Annotated in this window: 17 protein-coding genes and 2 pseudogenes; 7 read left to right on the top strand and 12 right to left on the bottom strand. The window is 53.6% G+C overall.

The genetic code is table 11. The features are described 5' to 3' along the window. Positions 1-223 precede the first annotated feature (223 nt). A complete protein-coding gene (locus ACZ5C7_RS09370) occupies positions 224-490 on the top strand; it encodes a transcriptional regulator (RefSeq protein WP_464376054.1) in 267 nt (88 codons plus the stop codon). Between the two features lie 5 nt (positions 491-495). Here the strand turns inward: ACZ5C7_RS09370 and ACZ5C7_RS09365 are convergent, their stop codons facing one another. Both ACZ5C7_RS09365 and ACZ5C7_RS09360 read right to left on the bottom strand, forming a co-directional pair. Beyond that, complete coding sequence (locus tag ACZ5C7_RS09365) at positions 496-780, bottom strand: hypothetical protein (RefSeq protein ID WP_464376053.1); 285 nt, start codon at positions 778-780, stop codon at positions 496-498. Positions 781-921: 141 nt separating this feature from the next. After that, positions 922-1,581: a Cdc6/Cdc18 family protein gene (locus tag ACZ5C7_RS09360; RefSeq protein WP_464376052.1), complete on the bottom strand. Its 660-nt coding sequence runs from the start codon at positions 1,579-1,581 to the stop codon at positions 922-924. Positions 1,582-1,744: 163 nt separating this feature from the next. Between ACZ5C7_RS09360 and ACZ5C7_RS09355 the strand changes: the two genes are divergently transcribed. Next, positions 1,745-3,190, top strand: coding sequence for a citrate/2-methylcitrate synthase (locus ACZ5C7_RS09355; protein WP_464376051.1), 1,446 nt, complete (start codon positions 1,745-1,747; stop codon positions 3,188-3,190). A gap of 242 nt (positions 3,191-3,432) precedes the next feature. Continuing rightward, positions 3,433-4,566 (top strand): citrate synthase, encoded by a 1,134-nt coding sequence (locus ACZ5C7_RS09350; RefSeq protein WP_464378422.1) that lies wholly within the window; start codon positions 3,433-3,435, stop codon positions 4,564-4,566. 258 nt (positions 4,567-4,824) lie between these two features. Here ACZ5C7_RS09350 and ACZ5C7_RS09345 read toward each other — a convergent pair. Next, positions 4,825-5,458, bottom strand: a pseudogene (locus ACZ5C7_RS09345) (IS6 family transposase). Between the two features lie 234 nt (positions 5,459-5,692). Between ACZ5C7_RS09345 and ACZ5C7_RS09340 the strand changes: the two are divergent. Next, positions 5,693-5,857 (top strand): annotated as a pseudogene (locus ACZ5C7_RS09340) (VOC family protein); the annotation flags it as partial. Positions 5,858-5,973: 116 nt separating this feature from the next. Here the strand turns inward: ACZ5C7_RS09340 and ACZ5C7_RS09335 are convergent. Both ACZ5C7_RS09335 and ACZ5C7_RS09330 read right to left on the bottom strand, forming a co-directional pair. Continuing rightward, complete coding sequence (locus tag ACZ5C7_RS09335) at positions 5,974-6,144, bottom strand: hypothetical protein (protein ID WP_464376050.1); 171 nt, start codon at positions 6,142-6,144, stop codon at positions 5,974-5,976. A gap of 341 nt (positions 6,145-6,485) precedes the next feature. Continuing rightward, positions 6,486-7,316 (bottom strand): IS5 family transposase, encoded by an 831-nt coding sequence (locus ACZ5C7_RS09330; protein ID WP_464376049.1) that lies wholly within the window; start codon positions 7,314-7,316, stop codon positions 6,486-6,488. 428 nt (positions 7,317-7,744) lie between these two features. Between ACZ5C7_RS09330 and ACZ5C7_RS09325 the strand changes: the two genes are divergently transcribed. The 3 genes from ACZ5C7_RS09325 to ACZ5C7_RS09315 all read left to right on the top strand — a co-directional run bounded on the left by ACZ5C7_RS09325 (position 7,745) and on the right by ACZ5C7_RS09315 (position 9,318). After that, a complete protein-coding gene (locus ACZ5C7_RS09325) occupies positions 7,745-8,035 on the top strand; it encodes a DUF7692 domain-containing protein (protein WP_464376048.1) in 291 nt (96 codons plus the stop codon). A gap of 795 nt (positions 8,036-8,830) precedes the next feature. Continuing rightward, positions 8,831-9,010: a hypothetical protein gene (locus ACZ5C7_RS09320; protein WP_464376047.1), complete on the top strand. Its 180-nt coding sequence runs from the start codon at positions 8,831-8,833 to the stop codon at positions 9,008-9,010. A gap of 14 nt (positions 9,011-9,024) precedes the next feature. Continuing rightward, entirely contained in the window at positions 9,025-9,318 is a 294-nt protein-coding gene (locus ACZ5C7_RS09315; protein ID WP_464376046.1) for a hypothetical protein, read from the top strand. A 90-nt stretch (positions 9,319-9,408) separates the two neighbouring features. On the opposite strand, the gene ACZ5C7_RS09310 is transcribed toward ACZ5C7_RS09315, so the two are convergent. From ACZ5C7_RS09310 to ACZ5C7_RS09280, 7 genes are all read right to left on the bottom strand, one after another. Then, positions 9,409-10,236, bottom strand: a complete 828-nt coding sequence (locus ACZ5C7_RS09310) for an IS5 family transposase (RefSeq protein WP_464376045.1) — start codon at positions 10,234-10,236, stop codon at positions 9,409-9,411. Positions 10,237-10,343: 107 nt separating this feature from the next. Next, positions 10,344-10,781 (bottom strand): hypothetical protein, encoded by a 438-nt coding sequence (locus ACZ5C7_RS09305; protein ID WP_464376044.1) that lies wholly within the window; start codon positions 10,779-10,781, stop codon positions 10,344-10,346. Between the two features lie 434 nt (positions 10,782-11,215). Continuing rightward, complete coding sequence (locus tag ACZ5C7_RS09300; protein ID WP_464376043.1) at positions 11,216-11,974, bottom strand: hypothetical protein; 759 nt, start codon at positions 11,972-11,974, stop codon at positions 11,216-11,218. Positions 11,975-12,000: 26 nt separating this feature from the next. Continuing rightward, complete coding sequence (locus ACZ5C7_RS09295) at positions 12,001-12,783, bottom strand: hypothetical protein (RefSeq protein WP_464376042.1); 783 nt, start codon at positions 12,781-12,783, stop codon at positions 12,001-12,003. Between the two features lie 420 nt (positions 12,784-13,203). Then, the gene (locus tag ACZ5C7_RS09290; protein WP_464376041.1) at positions 13,204-14,616 is read right to left on the bottom strand and encodes a DUF7845 domain-containing protein; all 1,413 of its coding nucleotides are present in this window, start codon (positions 14,614-14,616) and stop codon (positions 13,204-13,206) included. Further along, the gene (locus ACZ5C7_RS09285) at positions 14,616-15,134 is read right to left on the bottom strand and encodes a DUF488 domain-containing protein (protein ID WP_464376040.1); all 519 of its coding nucleotides are present in this window, start codon (positions 15,132-15,134) and stop codon (positions 14,616-14,618) included. Before ACZ5C7_RS09285 ends, ACZ5C7_RS09290 begins: the two co-directional genes overlap by 1 nt. Beyond that, complete coding sequence (locus tag ACZ5C7_RS09280) at positions 15,131-15,622, bottom strand: hypothetical protein (RefSeq protein WP_464376039.1); 492 nt, start codon at positions 15,620-15,622, stop codon at positions 15,131-15,133. Before ACZ5C7_RS09280 ends, ACZ5C7_RS09285 begins: the two co-directional genes overlap by 4 nt. Positions 15,623-15,782: the final 160 nt, after the last annotated feature.

The following is a 15,782-nucleotide window of genomic DNA, read 5'->3' as shown; positions in this document are numbered from 1 at the left end:
CAATCCTACGCGAGCCGCGCGGACCCGGTGTCCCTAGCACCGGACCGCATTTTCCAAATGGGTCCGACGGACAGTCAGACCCGCGTGAAACTCGCGTTACCTGATCACTCTCGAGTCCATCGTAATAAATTCTCTCACTAGTCGTTGAGATATGGCTCAATGATAATTGACAACCATATAGTGTATCGATACCCGTATTGCCTTCCTTTAGCTTCCTATAACCATGCGTTATCCCGGCGATTGGATGCAGATGCCCACCGACGAGAGAATTCTCGAAGCACTGCAATCGTCGGACATGATTTTGTCGCCAGCAGTAATCGCGAAGAATATTGATCGGAGTCGAGAGGAGGTCACTCGCCGTCTGACTGTCCTCGTTGACTATGGCTTTGCTACTCGAGTTGAACGGGGTTACTACGAAATTGCTGACCCAGGCGAACGATATCTTGCTGGAGATCTCGACGCCAGCGACCTCGAGCCGGGAGAGCACTAATCCACTCACGGTTTCTCAACCCCTTTGAGACCCAGCCGCTGTAGCATCGGTTCAATCCACGATGGCAATTCGTGGTCGGTCCGCTGGCTGTTCTCGTTGAGCGTCAAGAGCAAGCCAGCGGTCTGATCCTGTACCGCAAACACCCAGTGTCGCCCGTGCTCGATGCGGATATCGATCCGCCGCTTGTTATCCGGGGAGCCGGTGATCTCCACGTCGATAGAGCGGCCGTCGTTCAGTTCAGTTCGTAACCGCGGTTCTGTCGCGCTCGAGTCAATTGTTCGAATCGACATACTCGAGCGGTGATCCGTGGTGTAGATAAGCCCAGAGCGGAGATGAACGGAAAACAATCAATATCGGCTCTCGAGGCCGATATCAATACAGAGAAACGCTCTATTCCGGAGAGCGGAAAACCGCCAAAATGAGCGGAAAACTCAAAACTCGGGGATGGCGTAGACCTTCCCCTTTCCGTTTCCGCTCGATTCGATCAGTCCGTACTTCTCCTCGAGATTCGATAGGTAGCGTCGACGGGTGCTTTTCGCCTTCGGATTCTGCGCCCGTTCTTCGTACGTCCCATGCAACTCAGTTGTGGGAACCTCTCTCGCGGCTTCGATGATATCGTACAGTAGCCGTTTGTGCGTCCCAAGGTCTTCGACGCGCTCGAGTTGAATTTCCTCGAGTGCAGCGGCGCGGATCTCGTCGACGACACTGGGAACGATCTGTGATCGGTCGTCGTCCCTCGAGACCGATCGTGCACCACTCCGGAGGATCCCGATCGCCTCGCTACTGATCGTTCCCGGTCGTAGTCCAGCTCGAATACGAGCCCGGAGGATGTCGACCAATTGCGCGTGCGTGAATCGCGCAAGCCGGATCGTCCCAGCACTCCGGAGTCGACTACTGACCCGACTATCGATGTGTGCGAATAGATCGTCCTCGTTGATCGTGATTGCGACGATCGTCACGTTCGGCACGTCGTAGAGCGCCTGGAGTGTTGTGTCGTCCTCGAGCACGTCGACCTCGTCGATAACCGCCACGACGCGCCGATCGCTTTCGCGGAGTCGATCAATGAACGCACTCGTCGGCGAGCAGTTCACCGGAGGAGACCCCGACGAGGAAAATGACGGCTACACCTAACGATGTCTCATTTCGCCCGACCTCAGTCGAGGCTTTTCCAGTAAAGTTGATTCCCTCTATCTGATATGCAGGGGGACTTCCTCCGTAACACTGTTGATGACGTGTGGAAATATCTAAGACACTGTGTCTCCCTCCGTCTTCGATCCTGGTCTCTCCTTCACCGCAGTCGCTGAGACTGGCCTCAGCGAAATCGACAGCGACACCGGCGAATTGCGAATCCAGGGGTTCTCAATCGAAGACCTTGCTGAGAATGCGGCCTATGAAGAGGTAGCGTGGTTGTTGTTCAACGGGCGACTCCCAACCGACAAAGAGTTAACTGAGTTCACGAACGAACTCTCGTCCGCTCGAAGCCTCACAGAGAATGTCTATAGTCTGATTCAGGCAGGAGCAGAAGAAGGTGTACCGGCAATAGACGTACTCCGGATGGGGCTGGCAGCGGGGAACCTCTATTTTGATAGTGAGGACACCCTCATGGCTACCCGACGCGTCGTCGCAATATGCCCGACAATCATCGCTGCCTACTGGCGGTATCGGCGAGGGTTAGAACCCATACCGCCACGTGACGACCTAACTCACACAGAGAATTTTTTATATATGCTCTCTGGGGTAGAACCAGCTGAATCGATTGTGGAAAAGCTAGAGACGTATCTGACAACTATTATCGAACATGGGCTTAATGCCTCGACGTTCGCCGCTCGGATTATCGGATCAACCGGGTCCGATCCACTTTCGGCGGCCACCGGTTCCGTAGGGGCACTCAAGGGACCACGACACGGTGGAGCACTCGAACGAATTTTTGAGATGCTCACTGGCCTTGATGACGGGATGGATCCCACAACGTATGTTCGAGAGCGACTGGAAGACGACAGGTCGTTGCCCGGATTCGGCCATATTCTCTATAATACCCGAGACCCGCGAGCGAAAATCATCGAACAAGCGGCAGAACGCGTTGGCGAGAAGCAAGATTCAACATCGTTGCTTAAGAACGCACAACAGCTTGAAGCCGCCGCTGAGGAGTATTTCACTGAACACTATCCCAAACGACAAATGCACGCAACCGTCGATTACTACGCGGCAGTTCTCCTTTACGAACTTGACATTCCACCGGAATTGTTCACCGCGATCTTCGCTATCGGACGCTCCCCCGGCTGGATGGCTCATTATATCGAACAGCTCGAAAGCGAGACACTACTTCGTCCTCGGACGCGATACATCGGTCCAGAGGAACGGTCGTGGATTTCGAGCTCGGATAGATACGTCGCTGGCGATTCGAGTCCGCCTTCATCCAACCGTCTGAAAGGGATTTCCTCAACTCTTGGCACTCTTTCAGAACCCGATCGGTTGGAGCTGTTATTGATTCTGTATGAGTCAGCGAAGCCACTTTCGTACTCGTCGATTCGAGCGCAGAGTTCGATCGAGGATAAGGGACGGTTCAACTATCATCTCCGAAAACTTCGTAGCATCTATATCACGAATACAGATGCTGGTTATTCATTGTCTGATACGGGTCGGAAAATCGTTGAGATGCTCGTTGATGACGATCAATTGCTCGCACAAACAATCGGATAGATGAATCATGGATGGGGGAAGCAGATTTACCCTGTAGTATTGAGACTATTTCATAGCCTGATAACTGCTCGAAAACCCCGATAAAATTGTCTCTGACCATCTTCTGAAGGGATAGGGAACCACGAGAACAATCAATCAATGCCTGATCATGTTCCTGTGTTGGATGGTGATTGGCATTGGAGGAGAAATGGTCTTCTCCAAAGCCCTATCTCCAGTTCTTCCTTCTCTCTATACGGATTAGCATGGTTGACCAAGAACTCCACCGAGGATTAGAAGACATCGCTGTCGTGGAAACACAGCTCAGTACTATCGACGGCATGGCTGGTGAACTCATCATCGGGGGATACCCTATTGGGGAACTTGCCAAAAACGCGATCTACGAGGAAAGCGTTTTCCTGTTGTTTAACGGCCGACTTCCAACTAAATCGGAACTCGAATCGTTCTGCACGGAACTCGCTGGTTATCGGAAAATCTCCGGGGAAGTCAAACAGGTACTTCGACAAGCGGCACGAGAAAACGCGGATGCGATGGATGCTCTGCGAATGGGTGTGGCCGCAGCCAATCTTGGTTTCGACTTGACGGAATCGGCGGACCACGCCAAGCGACTGGTGAGTGTGATCCCAACTATCGTCACGACCTATTGGCGATATCGCTCGGGTGAAGAGCCGGTGGATCCACGCGACGATCTCGGCCACACCGCGAACTACCTCTATATGCTGTCCGGCGAAGAGCCCGACCCTGCAGCGGTGAGAGGGCTCGAAACCTACCTTAATACGGTTGTTGACCACGGATTGAACGCATCCACCTTCGTCGCTCGGTCTATCGCGTCGTCCGATTCAGACCTCATTTCAGCAGTAACGGGTTCAGTAGGGTCACTAAAGGGACCGCTTCACGGTGGAGCGCCTGGACCGGTTTTGGAGATGCTCCTCGCAGTTCACGAATCTGGCGACTCCGAGGGTTATGTGCAGGAGAAACTCGATTCCGGTGAGCGGCTTATGGGCTTTGGACACCGAGTATATCGCACGCGCGATCCACGTGCAGAGGTCCTCTCCCGCGCCGCTGAACGGTTCTATTCTGGAACGGGTGACAGAGCGTTCTTCGGATTTGTCGAAGAATTCGAAGAGACTGCAGTCAGTCAACTGGCTGACTACAAGCCCGACCGAAAACTCGAAACAAACGTTGAGTTCTACACGGCTGTGCTTCTGTATGGAGTTGGCATCCCACAGGAGTTGTTTACGACCACCTTCGCCGTGTCACGAGTCGGTGGTTGGGTGGCTCATTGCCTTGAGCAGACAGCAGATAACAAGATAATTCGCCCTGTGTCTATCTACGTTGGTGACCATGACCGGTCCTGGACTCCAGCAGATAACCGCTAGCTAACATCACACCATTTAATAGACAAATGATCCTCCGAGCGAGCTATCTGACTGATGCATACATCGTTGGAATTGAGCTCCGTAGCCATCTCCGCAAGCAGCGTACCCTCGGGGAGGGCTTAGTTCTCTTGACGGGCCGTTCGACAAACTCACTGATGGTTACCTAGACTGGCATCCTGCCCCATACCAGTTCCATGGAATGCTCAAACTATTCCTCTATCGGGAAGTGACGGGCCAGAGCTATCGAACCGGTCGTGTTCAGATAAGCTGATTCCATGCGAAAGCGAATGATTTGAGCCACTGATTGAAAGTTTCTGCGTGAGCGGTGCTGAAGAAGTTTGAAAATGAGGAAGATCTCCGCTTTACCTCTCGAAAGACACGTTCGACGCTATTCCGATTTCCATGTTGTTCGTATCTGAAATCGAGATCATGTCGTTGACAGGCATAGTTCAGTGCCTTGTCGCCATCAACGAGAAACACGGCATCATCGACGTCGTGTTTCTCGCGCAGTTCCGTGACGAACAAATTTGCGACAACCTTGGTTCTAATCGGCTCGAGCTTTGTATGGAGTGATTTTTCGACTCTGGATCGACAGCAGTATACAGCCAGTACTGCTCATCGTTGAGTCGTATCACTGTCTCGTCAACCGCGACGTGATCCGGACTTTGGCAGGAATCGGGCTGTAGATCGGATTTATGAACCCAGTTATGAACGGTCGATCGAGCTCGTTCAACACCTAATATCTCGAGAATTCGAACAGTATTTGAAAGCGAGAGCTCAGCAAGATGGAGCTGAATACTGAGCTTCATCAACAGTCGCGGTGTTGCTTCACGCTCCACAAAGTCCAAGTCGAACTGGCTGATACTATGACTGAGCGTGCGTTTTCTGGCATAGAACACTTCGAAAACGCCACGCCTCACTCCTTCAACCTTATCTGAACACCGCCGATGATATGGCGGCGGCCAAGAAGTGGTACACTGACCTACTGGGCATCAACCCATACTTCGAGCGCCCAAAGGGGAGGCCGCCGGAATATAGAGTTTCGCCTCGGTGACTACCAGCACGAGCTGGGCGTGATCAACAGCAGCTACGCGCCCGAGGGTCGGCAACAGACCCGGGCGGTGCTGTCATATACTGGCACGTCGACGATGTGACAGCAACATTCGAGAAGCTGCTGTCAATGGGTGCAAAAGAGTATCAGCCACCTACAGACCGCGAGGAGGGGTTCATCACTGCTTCCGTGGCCGATCCATTTGGGAATATTCTGGGCATTATGTACAACCCACACTGAGGGTGTCATAGAAGTCTTCCCACGATTTGATTACACCTACTTCTACGATGAATTGGCCGATAAGTAGGTGTGCGAACCTAACGTAGCATCAAGATACGAATTGGCGTGGTATCTCCCTACGCTTGACTCCATGCTGCACCGAAAGCGACACCGATTGCCATGCCGATAGCGATCCCCATTCCGATATTGTCCATCATAACTCCAAAAGCGGCTCCCATTGCAAGCCCGACCGCTATCCCTGCACCCATCTTGTTTGAATCCAACTGGTCATTTTCTTCTTCGGACATATGTTCTCCTTCGATTTTCGGGGAGATAAGTGTACAGATAAAATGATACGTGGTTCTCCTGTACTTATCGAATCTGGTGCCTACATAGTCGGTGTGAGACCCGTTCTATGACACCCTCCACACTACCTAGAGGTTCTGAACTCGACCGAAAATGCGTAACCCACGAACCAATACATTCTACCGCGCCGATCCAACCGCTCAAACTATGGGGATCTGTAGAACGGTTTATATGCTCTTTTGTCCTGTGGTTCTCCTAGTGCATCGTTTTCCTCGTGGGAACCCCGAATATCTACGCTGATCCCTATAGAAGGCCGTGTTGAATCGCCATACGGCATCGGAATTCACTGTTTGACGGCACGCTTGATGTTGTAGACGACACACATCAGGGCGATTTCTCGAAACTCACGAAACCAGGATCGCGCTCGCACGGCGAAGCCGAGCGAGCGCTTGACAGCCGAATTCACCGTTTCGGTCATCGAGCGCTGGTTGTAGCGTTCTTCGTCGATTCTGGCGTTGTGCGCGTGGTCGTACGGAGCGAAGATGCGATGCTTGATCAGCGGTCTGATGCCGAGTTCACGGAGTGCTTCGCGGAGCGATTGCTTGTCGTAGCCCTTATCGGCGGCCAGTGACCGCAGATCGCCCGCGTTTCGGCGGGCGATCTGCTCGGCGAGGTCTGCGTCGCTTCCCTCACGGTTCGTCGAGCAGTGGATGTCGAGGACGGCTTGCGACTCTGTATCGACGAGTTTCGTGACTTTGAGCTTCTGGACGCGGTAGCTGATTCGCTGGCAGTAGTGGCGGCTCGCGGCTGATCGTTCGTAGAATGTGGCGTCGATAGCGCCGTGTTTCGAGGGATCGTGCAGCTGCGCCGACTGGCGCAGCAGCACTCGACAGACGCTCATACTGATCCGGTCGAACGCTTTACACAACGTGGATGGACTGGGGAGATTGGCCGCGCTGAGGCCAATCTCCCCGGTTATTTGTGGCATCTCTTTGAGCAGGTCGATCGTCATCCGATAGGATGTATCGAGGTAAATCCGCAGACAGTGGAGTGAAACGAGGGCATAGTCGGCGAATCCGCCGCCTCCTTCCGGGGCGGCGGATTCGCCTCCATCGCCAGTAACGTTTTGAGCGACCGGCACAACTTCCCCAATGAAGCGGGAAATTTGCGTCATAGACACTCGCAGTCTCCCGCTTCAACTCCTTTGATTTACCGACCTATCCCGACGCCGCCTAGTGATTCAACACAGCCCTATAGAACGTATGGTCGTAGTACTGAATCCTCGGAACACATGTCCGTCTCTAGTTCGTCAGTGAACCCGCGTTTCAACGTCAGTTAGCTGAGGACGCTTTGTGAGGTACTTAGACTAACCACACAAACACACGGCAAAAGAGGCCACGGCGGTAAGGGGTCGCACGTCTCGAGAAACGATTTCCCGAATATGAACACGAACTGAGTCAGCGCGTGTTCATATTTCGCCGATCGCGAGCACAATCGCGACACCGACCGCGCCGATCACCGGCCACCCCAACACCCTCTTTATATACAGAAGCCGTTTCGCTCACCCGAAAAAACTAGGATATCCGACTCGTGTTCACGAACATGGCTCGAAACCACTCCGTTCCTGGCTCCGTTCGTATCCGAACCGATGACGGGAATGCATGGCGCTACGATCAAATTCAAAAAGCCGCAGACTTCTACGACCGCAATCGATCTGACTCTGTTGCCTTCGTCTGTCACGATATTGTCGAGCTGGTCGAGCGAATTGAAACAGTTCTCGAGCGATCCGATCTCACGCTCGAGCAACGCCAGGAGATCGCAAACACACTTTCTGGTGGGAAAGTCTCTTTCAACGTCGAGACTGAGATCGTCACCGAAACACCGACCGGCTAACTCTCGACGTTGCGCGTGATGCGGACGTACACCTGCGCATCACCCGGACGACGCCTACACGACGTGTCCGCGCACCTGTACGTTACCCACGTGATATGCACACGACGCCCGCACAACGCGTTCTTCCGCCCGTACGATGCGCACGCAACGCCTACGCCTAACGTCCGCCCGACGGGTATACGTCGCCCGCCCATCGCCTGCACGATGCGTACACGACGCCCACACGTACGCGTCTGTCGCCTACACGATGCGCATACGACGCCTGCACGTCACCCGCCTTACGCCTCTACGTCCGCGCCTGTCGCGCGGACGACATCGAGAATACTACTCATTACAGATTCTCATATCAACCGTGCTTTCTGAACGAGGCACCTGCAGTCCACAACAGCGGATAATCAAACTCACGTTGACACCGACCTGATAACAGCATTCTCCAAGATTACAAAGCCGATATCCTGCCTTCATTTATGGGAGTTGACTGGTTCTATGCGTCTGTGCGTTTGCGTATAATGTGTACGCACATACCCGGGGGGAGGGGTCCGCTCCTATCTGAATACGTGCGCGCGTATTTCGCCGATCAGCCAGAGTGAGCCACGATCCAGGATTTGTTTTGCAATCGGAATACTACCCCTTGTTTAAAAATTCAGAGAGGTATCTGGTTTCCGATCTACTCAATGAATACTGTGGATGTATGTTGAGCCCGTTTACGGAGAATAACAGGGTGGTTTCGGTTACCAAACCCCTGTGCCAACACCACCTTTTAACACTGGGGTGGTTACTCCGGTCAGTTACAGCATGGCAATTCGAAAAATCAGAGATATTGACGGCTCTGGCGGCGTCACACTCCCAAAAGACGATCTTCGCCGCGATGGAATGGTTAGTTCGGACGGCGAAGTTCTGAACGCGTACGTGACGATCGATCGCGTTGACGAGGGCGAGTATTTAGTACGACAAGTTGACCCGGACAATCTCTGAGGATCTATTCAAATATGATCAACTCAATCCCACATCCGCTTACGCCCGTCATGGCAGATCACTTCAGCCGATCGAACGTGATTCGCGAACTTCATCCCGAAGTCGTTGCCTCGAGGTACGCCAATGGGAGCACCTCTCCGGTGATTCCGGCGTTCTTCTTGCTCACGGAGAAAAACGCCTTCGCGGTCGTCGAAAACGAACGGCGAGACGGCTACCGAATGCTTAGTAAAGGCTCTGTCCACGATCAGGATGCCGTGTACGACGATCTCGACGACTGGTGTGAACAGCACGGCTATCTCGAACAATAGCAGTCGAGAGTAGCCAAACTCTTTCTTCAGTATTGGTCCCCAAGGATATAGGTTAAAGGGCCGTGGTGAATCGCCAGACGGAGCGTTATTTCACTGTTTCACCGCCTGCTTGATGTTATGAACCGTACACATCAGGACGAGTTCACGAAATTCACCGTACCAGGATCGCGCACGCACGGCGTCGCCGAGCGTGCGCTTGATCGTCGAGAAGACGGTCTCACACATCGCTCGTTGCCGGTAGCGAGGTCCATCGATCCGCGCGTTGTGCGCGTGATCGATGGGCCGGAACTCACGATGCTTGATCAACGGTCTCACGCCATTGTCGCGGAGCTTTTCGCGTAATTCCATCCAATCGTAGCCTTTGTCGGCGGCGAGGCTGGCGAGGTCGCCCGCGTTGCGGCGGGCGACCTGCCAGCCGAGCTGTGTGTCGTGGCGTTTCTCTGTCGTACAGTGAACGTCCAGAATGGCTTGGGTTTCTGTATCGACGAGAGCTGTTGTTTTGAGCGTCTGCACGCGGTAATTCGTCCGACGGCAGTAGTGTTTGCTCGCGTTTTCGCGGTCGAAAAACGTCGCGTCGATGGCGGCGTGTCCGCTCGGCTCGTGCAACTGCGCCGACAGGCGCAGTAGCACTCGCCAGAGTGCTGTCTTAATCTTATCAAACCACTTGACTAGCGTGGAGTGGTCGGGGAGATCGGACGGTTCAAGGCCGATCTCCCCGAGAATATGTGGCATCTCGCTCAGCAAATCTAGCGCTTCTCGATACGATTTCTCTAGGTAAACCCGCAGACAGTGCAGCGACACAACAGCGTAATCGGCGAAGCCGCCACCCCCTTCGGGGGCGGCGACTTCGCCTCGACCACCAACAGCATTTTTAGCTAACTGAACCACTTTGCTCGTGAAGCGGGAGATCTTCGACATAGAGCATCGGCGGTTTCCCGCTTCATCTTCCTAGTTCTAACGGTCGAAGCCGACGCAGTATGGCGATTCACCAGAGCCGGTTAAAGTAATAACCAATTCTGCATCATCTATAGATCAAGTTTAAACTTTTCAGGGATAGGTTTTGGCTCTGATTTAAATGCGGTTTTGTTGCTCCATTCTTTAATATCTTGAATCACAAGATCCGATAGAGAGCGGATATCAACTGTGTCTTCAAACTTTCTGTCTTCTATCTCCTTTACGGGGACACGTATCGTGTCGGTGAATTCAATATGGGTTCCTCCTGGTGCATTCGTCAAAATGTCCCCGATTGCGAACATACCACCATTGCAGTTGTCGATTGCATTAATTTCGATTACAACGTCTTCGTCATCGTCATCATCCACTATATTTGCCCGGACATAGCGTGAAAAGGTGTACTGACCCATTCCATGCTCCGCTCCTCTATCCATGTAACTCATCGTTATATCGGCTTCATTGGTGCTAGTGTTTGCTATAGGATCGTTGTTTTCGAAATAGTATTCCATATGTGTTCATGTTCACTCAATCCTATTGGTTCTATCCATAACAATAATATATGATCTCCTGTATTTGGTACATCTCTCTCGACTACCATCTATTAAATAACCACAATCACATACACCGTTTAATATAGACAAACGACGTGTAACTCCCCTGTATTCGGTGCACTTTTTATAGTACACTTTAAGTAAATAATCCGTATTACTATCTACAGATCGCTGTAATGCCCTCGATCGCCCCTAATTTCTCCCGTCCTAAGGCTCTCCGCTAGCCCCTGTTATCACGGTCCCACCATCTGAAACAGTCTCTCTCGAGCACTCAGCCGCGTGGTTTCTGCAGATTCGTCTTTCCTCGAGCGCGGCGCGCGCTCTGCGCGCCGCAAGATTACCCTGCCCCCTTAGGGGCAATTGTTGGCCGACATTCGGGAAAGTCGGGCACCTCAAAGATACTCGTGGAGAAAGACCGGGACTTCGTACGGGAAAACAAAGTATGCCTGTTCAGCAGTCGTCTCAAACTCTTCCTCAAGTAAATTTGGAATCGGTGTGTGTTGAAGCGCACGTTCGTACTCTTTCAACACTCCAAATAGGATAAACAATGAGAAGTATACATTCTCACCCATTTGAGGCTCGTTATACTTTCCGTCGAGATATGATCCATCAATTCGAAATGGATGCGCTGCTCGTTCACTCAAGTACCCGTATATCTCCCCATAACTCTTATATTCATTTTCAAGTGTATCTTTCCCGCTAGCTCGCCGGCTACGAAGGTAATCGATGTACTTGAAGCCGAAAAATGGGAATTCGTCTGTACCACCGACTAACGCGTCAAGTTGAACGCGGAATTCGTGCCACTTCCTCGCTACTCGCTCAGAATCGTCCGTGTTCACTCCTTTTAGTGTGAGGTACGTCTCGTATTGATGTCGGAGTTCACGGTAACAAGAATTGTAACAGTTGTGGCTGAGGAGGATGTAGGTAGACCGAAAACTGTTCACAGCTCTGTGAACGAGTTTGTGCTGAAACTTGTGTCGATCCTCGATGTGTTTCGCGTACTCCTCTTCTGTCTCAATTAGTTGTTTGATTGTCCTGAGATTGTAGGTGCAGATGGCAAAGGATTGTACGACCGTATTGGGTACATTCAGTTCGGAGAAGTCTCTTGTGTCTCCGAGTAGCTCTTCGCGGACTTCTTCGTACTTAGACATTCTTATCGTGTTATTCAGGACGGATATTAGTTAATACCATATGACTCGAACAACTCCTCCTCTGACTCCTTCAACGCCTTTCTCGCTTGCAACGGCTTCTCCACCAATGCCTTCTCGTAATACGTCCTCACGCAGTATCCTACCAACTTCTCCCGATCCTGATCTCCGAACACTTCGTCCACCTTCTCCCACGGTAACTGCATTAACTCATCCACTGTCATCTCCCTCCACTCGTCCATCTGTCGCTTCGACTCCTCTTCGAATTCCGAAAGGACGCGCTCGGCCTCGTTCTCGGTTACCTCCAACCCCTCCGGTTCGTCGAACTCGCCAATTAACTCGATAATCTCCCGCACCTCGACACTGGTGTCGACGCCCAACAAATCCATCATTTCGTACATATGGTACATCACTCCTGCAATGGAGTCGGATTCCCTGTCCGGTTGCGGTAAGTGCGCAAGGTGGTACGCCATTCCTGCTGCTACCTCAACGCTTCTACGAACCTCCAATTCTACTTTCCACTTAACCCAAACCGGTGTGGTGTTCACTTCGGCATCCAGCTCCGTAACCGCCGGAAACAACTGATCGACGAGTTCGATAGGAGGTTTCCTCCCGTTTTCCATCCGGCGACCCACGGAGATTATCTCAGAGAACAATGGCTGCAAGTCCCGGTGCCAATCAAGGACGCGTTCCCGTCGCTTCTCTTTCCTTTGGATTCTCAAATTCAACTTTCTGTCGGCGAGAATCGCTATTAATGTAACCAAGGTGCCGATTACCGTGACTTCCCCCCAAGAGACGCCGAACGGAACCATCTACAAGAAACATTAGTCTATTGAATTATCAAATTTACGGAAGAAGAGCGGCTGATGCGGGTTTATTACGGATGATATATAGCGAATGCTGCTTATAGGGCCCCATACGGTATTGTGTCTTAGCCACCGAGTGTCGGATGTTAGATAGAATACCCTCATTTCGACTGCTTCAACTCGAGATCCGCGTGCGGAAGCGGGGGCGGGGCGTTGTAATTTTTTGGCTCTGTCCCCTTGGGGACACCCGCCAAGGGGGCTTTCGCGCGCAGCGCGAAACGACCCCGCATGCGGTGCGGCGCGATCGCGGCGCGAACCCCGCCCTCGAGGAGTTGAGTACAACCAGATTTGTCTAAGAAGTCGTGTTAGTCAAGCTGGCTTGTAGAAAACGGCACCTAAAATAGCGTTGCCACTACGGAGATCGACTCACCGATCCGCAACAGCACCGATGAATCCGGTTTCTCTCCCGCCGCCGGGATCCTTCCAGGTCAACCGAGCACCGCGAAGAACCGTCGGATCGTTACCCGATTTCGACCACTTCTCGAGGGCTTCCGACGCGATCGTCGCAACGTTCTCGAAGCTGTCGTACTTCAACCGCGAGAGAATCGTATCGATACGCATTTGCTTCGGATTCCCGCTGTCGTCGAGATCTTCGATCGCGCGGTAAATCGTCGCGGGGTGCTTCCCGAGATCGTCGACCAGGGCGTCGACCGTCGAGCCGCCATCGGTCGCGACCGTCTCCGTGACTTCTCGAGGCGTGTCGCCCATATCTCGAAGCGTCGTTAGCAACAGGTGGTCGCTCTTTGCCTCGAGGCGTGGCGTCGGATCCTCGTAGAGTTCGACCGGCTCGTCTCGCGCAACGGCGTCGAAATGGTCGTCGGCGACGTACACGCCGTTCCCGTCGGGATTGAGCGGAATGTCTTCCCAGTGAAGTGCATTCAGTAGCGTTTCCTCGATTTGTTCGGTCACGTCGTGGCGATCATCCCACGCCCACGCCTCACGGTCGTTCATCGACTTGTTCACCAGCACCTCCACTTTCGGGTGGTAGGACGGGTGATCTTTCGAGACCGCGTCCGGATCCTTCAGCTGGTAGATTTCCAGTTTGCGGCCGTAGGTGTGGCCCGGCAACAGCTTACTCGCTGATGTCGGATTCAGAAAGAGCCGGTTCTGGTGGTTGATCACTTCCTCGTTGTCGATGTGCAGCTCGGCTTTCACGCCCTCGAGGTCGGAGAGATAGTGAGCGACTTTTTGGAGTACACCGGCCGACGAGAGCTTTTCAGCCCACTCGCGTAAGATCCGAACGTAGCGCTCGTACGCCCAGATCCGACTCGCTGAATGAGGCTGTTCGCGGAAATAGCTCGAGTGGATCTGTTCACCCGCATGCTCGAATATCGCTCCGTAGAACTCTGGCAGAAGCTCGAGGCCGCGTTCTGGTTCAATATTACTCGTGTGGAACTCGACGTCCACACCGTCGACGTCACCGATCTGATTTTCCCACGGGAGATTCACCGGGTCGCCGGTCTCCCAGTGGCGCATATTCGGGAATCGCGGTGAGATATTGAACGATGCTTTCCGCTCACCACGACCGCGGCCAATGATATCCCACTCGTACAGTCTCTCGGCGTTGATCCCGTCTGAAAGCCGCGGGGCGAACCCCGACTTCTGGTATTTGATGAGCAGGTGCCAGGGCTCGCCGTCAATCTCGACGTCCAGCTCGAGGTGGCCTTCGAATGGTGGCCCGAGCATGATCGACGAGAGCGCGTCGTACGGACCGCGGCCCCAATCTGGCCACTTCCAGCGCCCTTCGACCTCATGAGGCGTCGTCTCTACCTGCGCCATCACGCATCACCGGCGAAGTCCGCGAGCGTCGCGTCGGCATCGTCCTCCTGGTCGCCGACCTCGAGCGGGATCGTCGTCGGATCTGGGTGGTGAACCAGCTCGATATCCTCGAGCTCGTCGACGATCGTCTCGGCGAGTAGCCGCCGATGACACCAACGCGGATCCTTCTCCCAGCAGACCAACCAGATATCACGCTCGCGAGCGCGATCGCGTAGTTCATTCACGACCACGGCCGGGCCTGGACGCGCGAGATGCGCGCGGTATCTCTGTTCGTAGTCGACGTTATCCCAGGCGACAGCCGCCGGTATCGGATCGTCGTTCAGTTCGGCGGCTTTCTCGACGGTCTTGAATGCCTCGAGCAGTGGTTCGGGCGGTGCGACGGCCGGGATATTGCGATCGACCAGTTTGTCGATGAAGTCTCGAGGTCGTCGGACCACTCCAAAAACGTCGTCATCGTCCGCTGGTTCGAACGGTGACGACGGCGAGAGCCCGGTGAAGTACGTCGTTCGAACAGTCACGCCGACGCACCTCCCTTCCGCTGAATTTCAGACGGATCGAATATCCGACTCCACGCGAGTTGTGCGTAATCGGCTCTATCGCCCGCGTCGATCCACGAAGAAACGATGTCGTCGACGATCATCGCCGGCACCAGCTTCATAGCGATCACCGGCCGGGCGGGGGTGGGTGCACAAACAGCGAACAGGTAGATCGCGCCCTTCTCGAGAAGGTGGTCGTGCTGTTGCTTTCGTAGATAGTAGCGCCCGCGCGTCTGGCTCTCGCCGTACACGACCATCGCCGATTTGATCTCGACGAGCGTCCCGATCTCGACGAGCGGGAGCGCGACCGTCGGCAGCTCCGGCGACGGCACGATCACCGTGGTCGCTCGAGCGTCGGCGTGAACGTCTTCGGTATCGTCCAGGTGCTCGAGTTCGGCAACGGTCTGAATAACAGCGCCTTCGGCATTCTCGCCGCCCTGTTTCGCGGAGATCCGCGCTTGGGAACTCACCGCAAGTCACCCCCTCTATTTCGTGTAGAAGTCTCAGACTGTGAGAAATCCTGATCAGTAGCCGTGGTCAGTGAACGTAATCGGGATACCCCCCACCCTGGTAATTTAATGCGCCTGATGTAGTTCTGTTCTGATATGATCGAAACCGTGAATCCGGTGT

Source organism: Halostagnicola alkaliphila (assembly GCF_055379965.1).
This window is presented reverse-complemented; position numbering and strand designations above follow the sequence as displayed.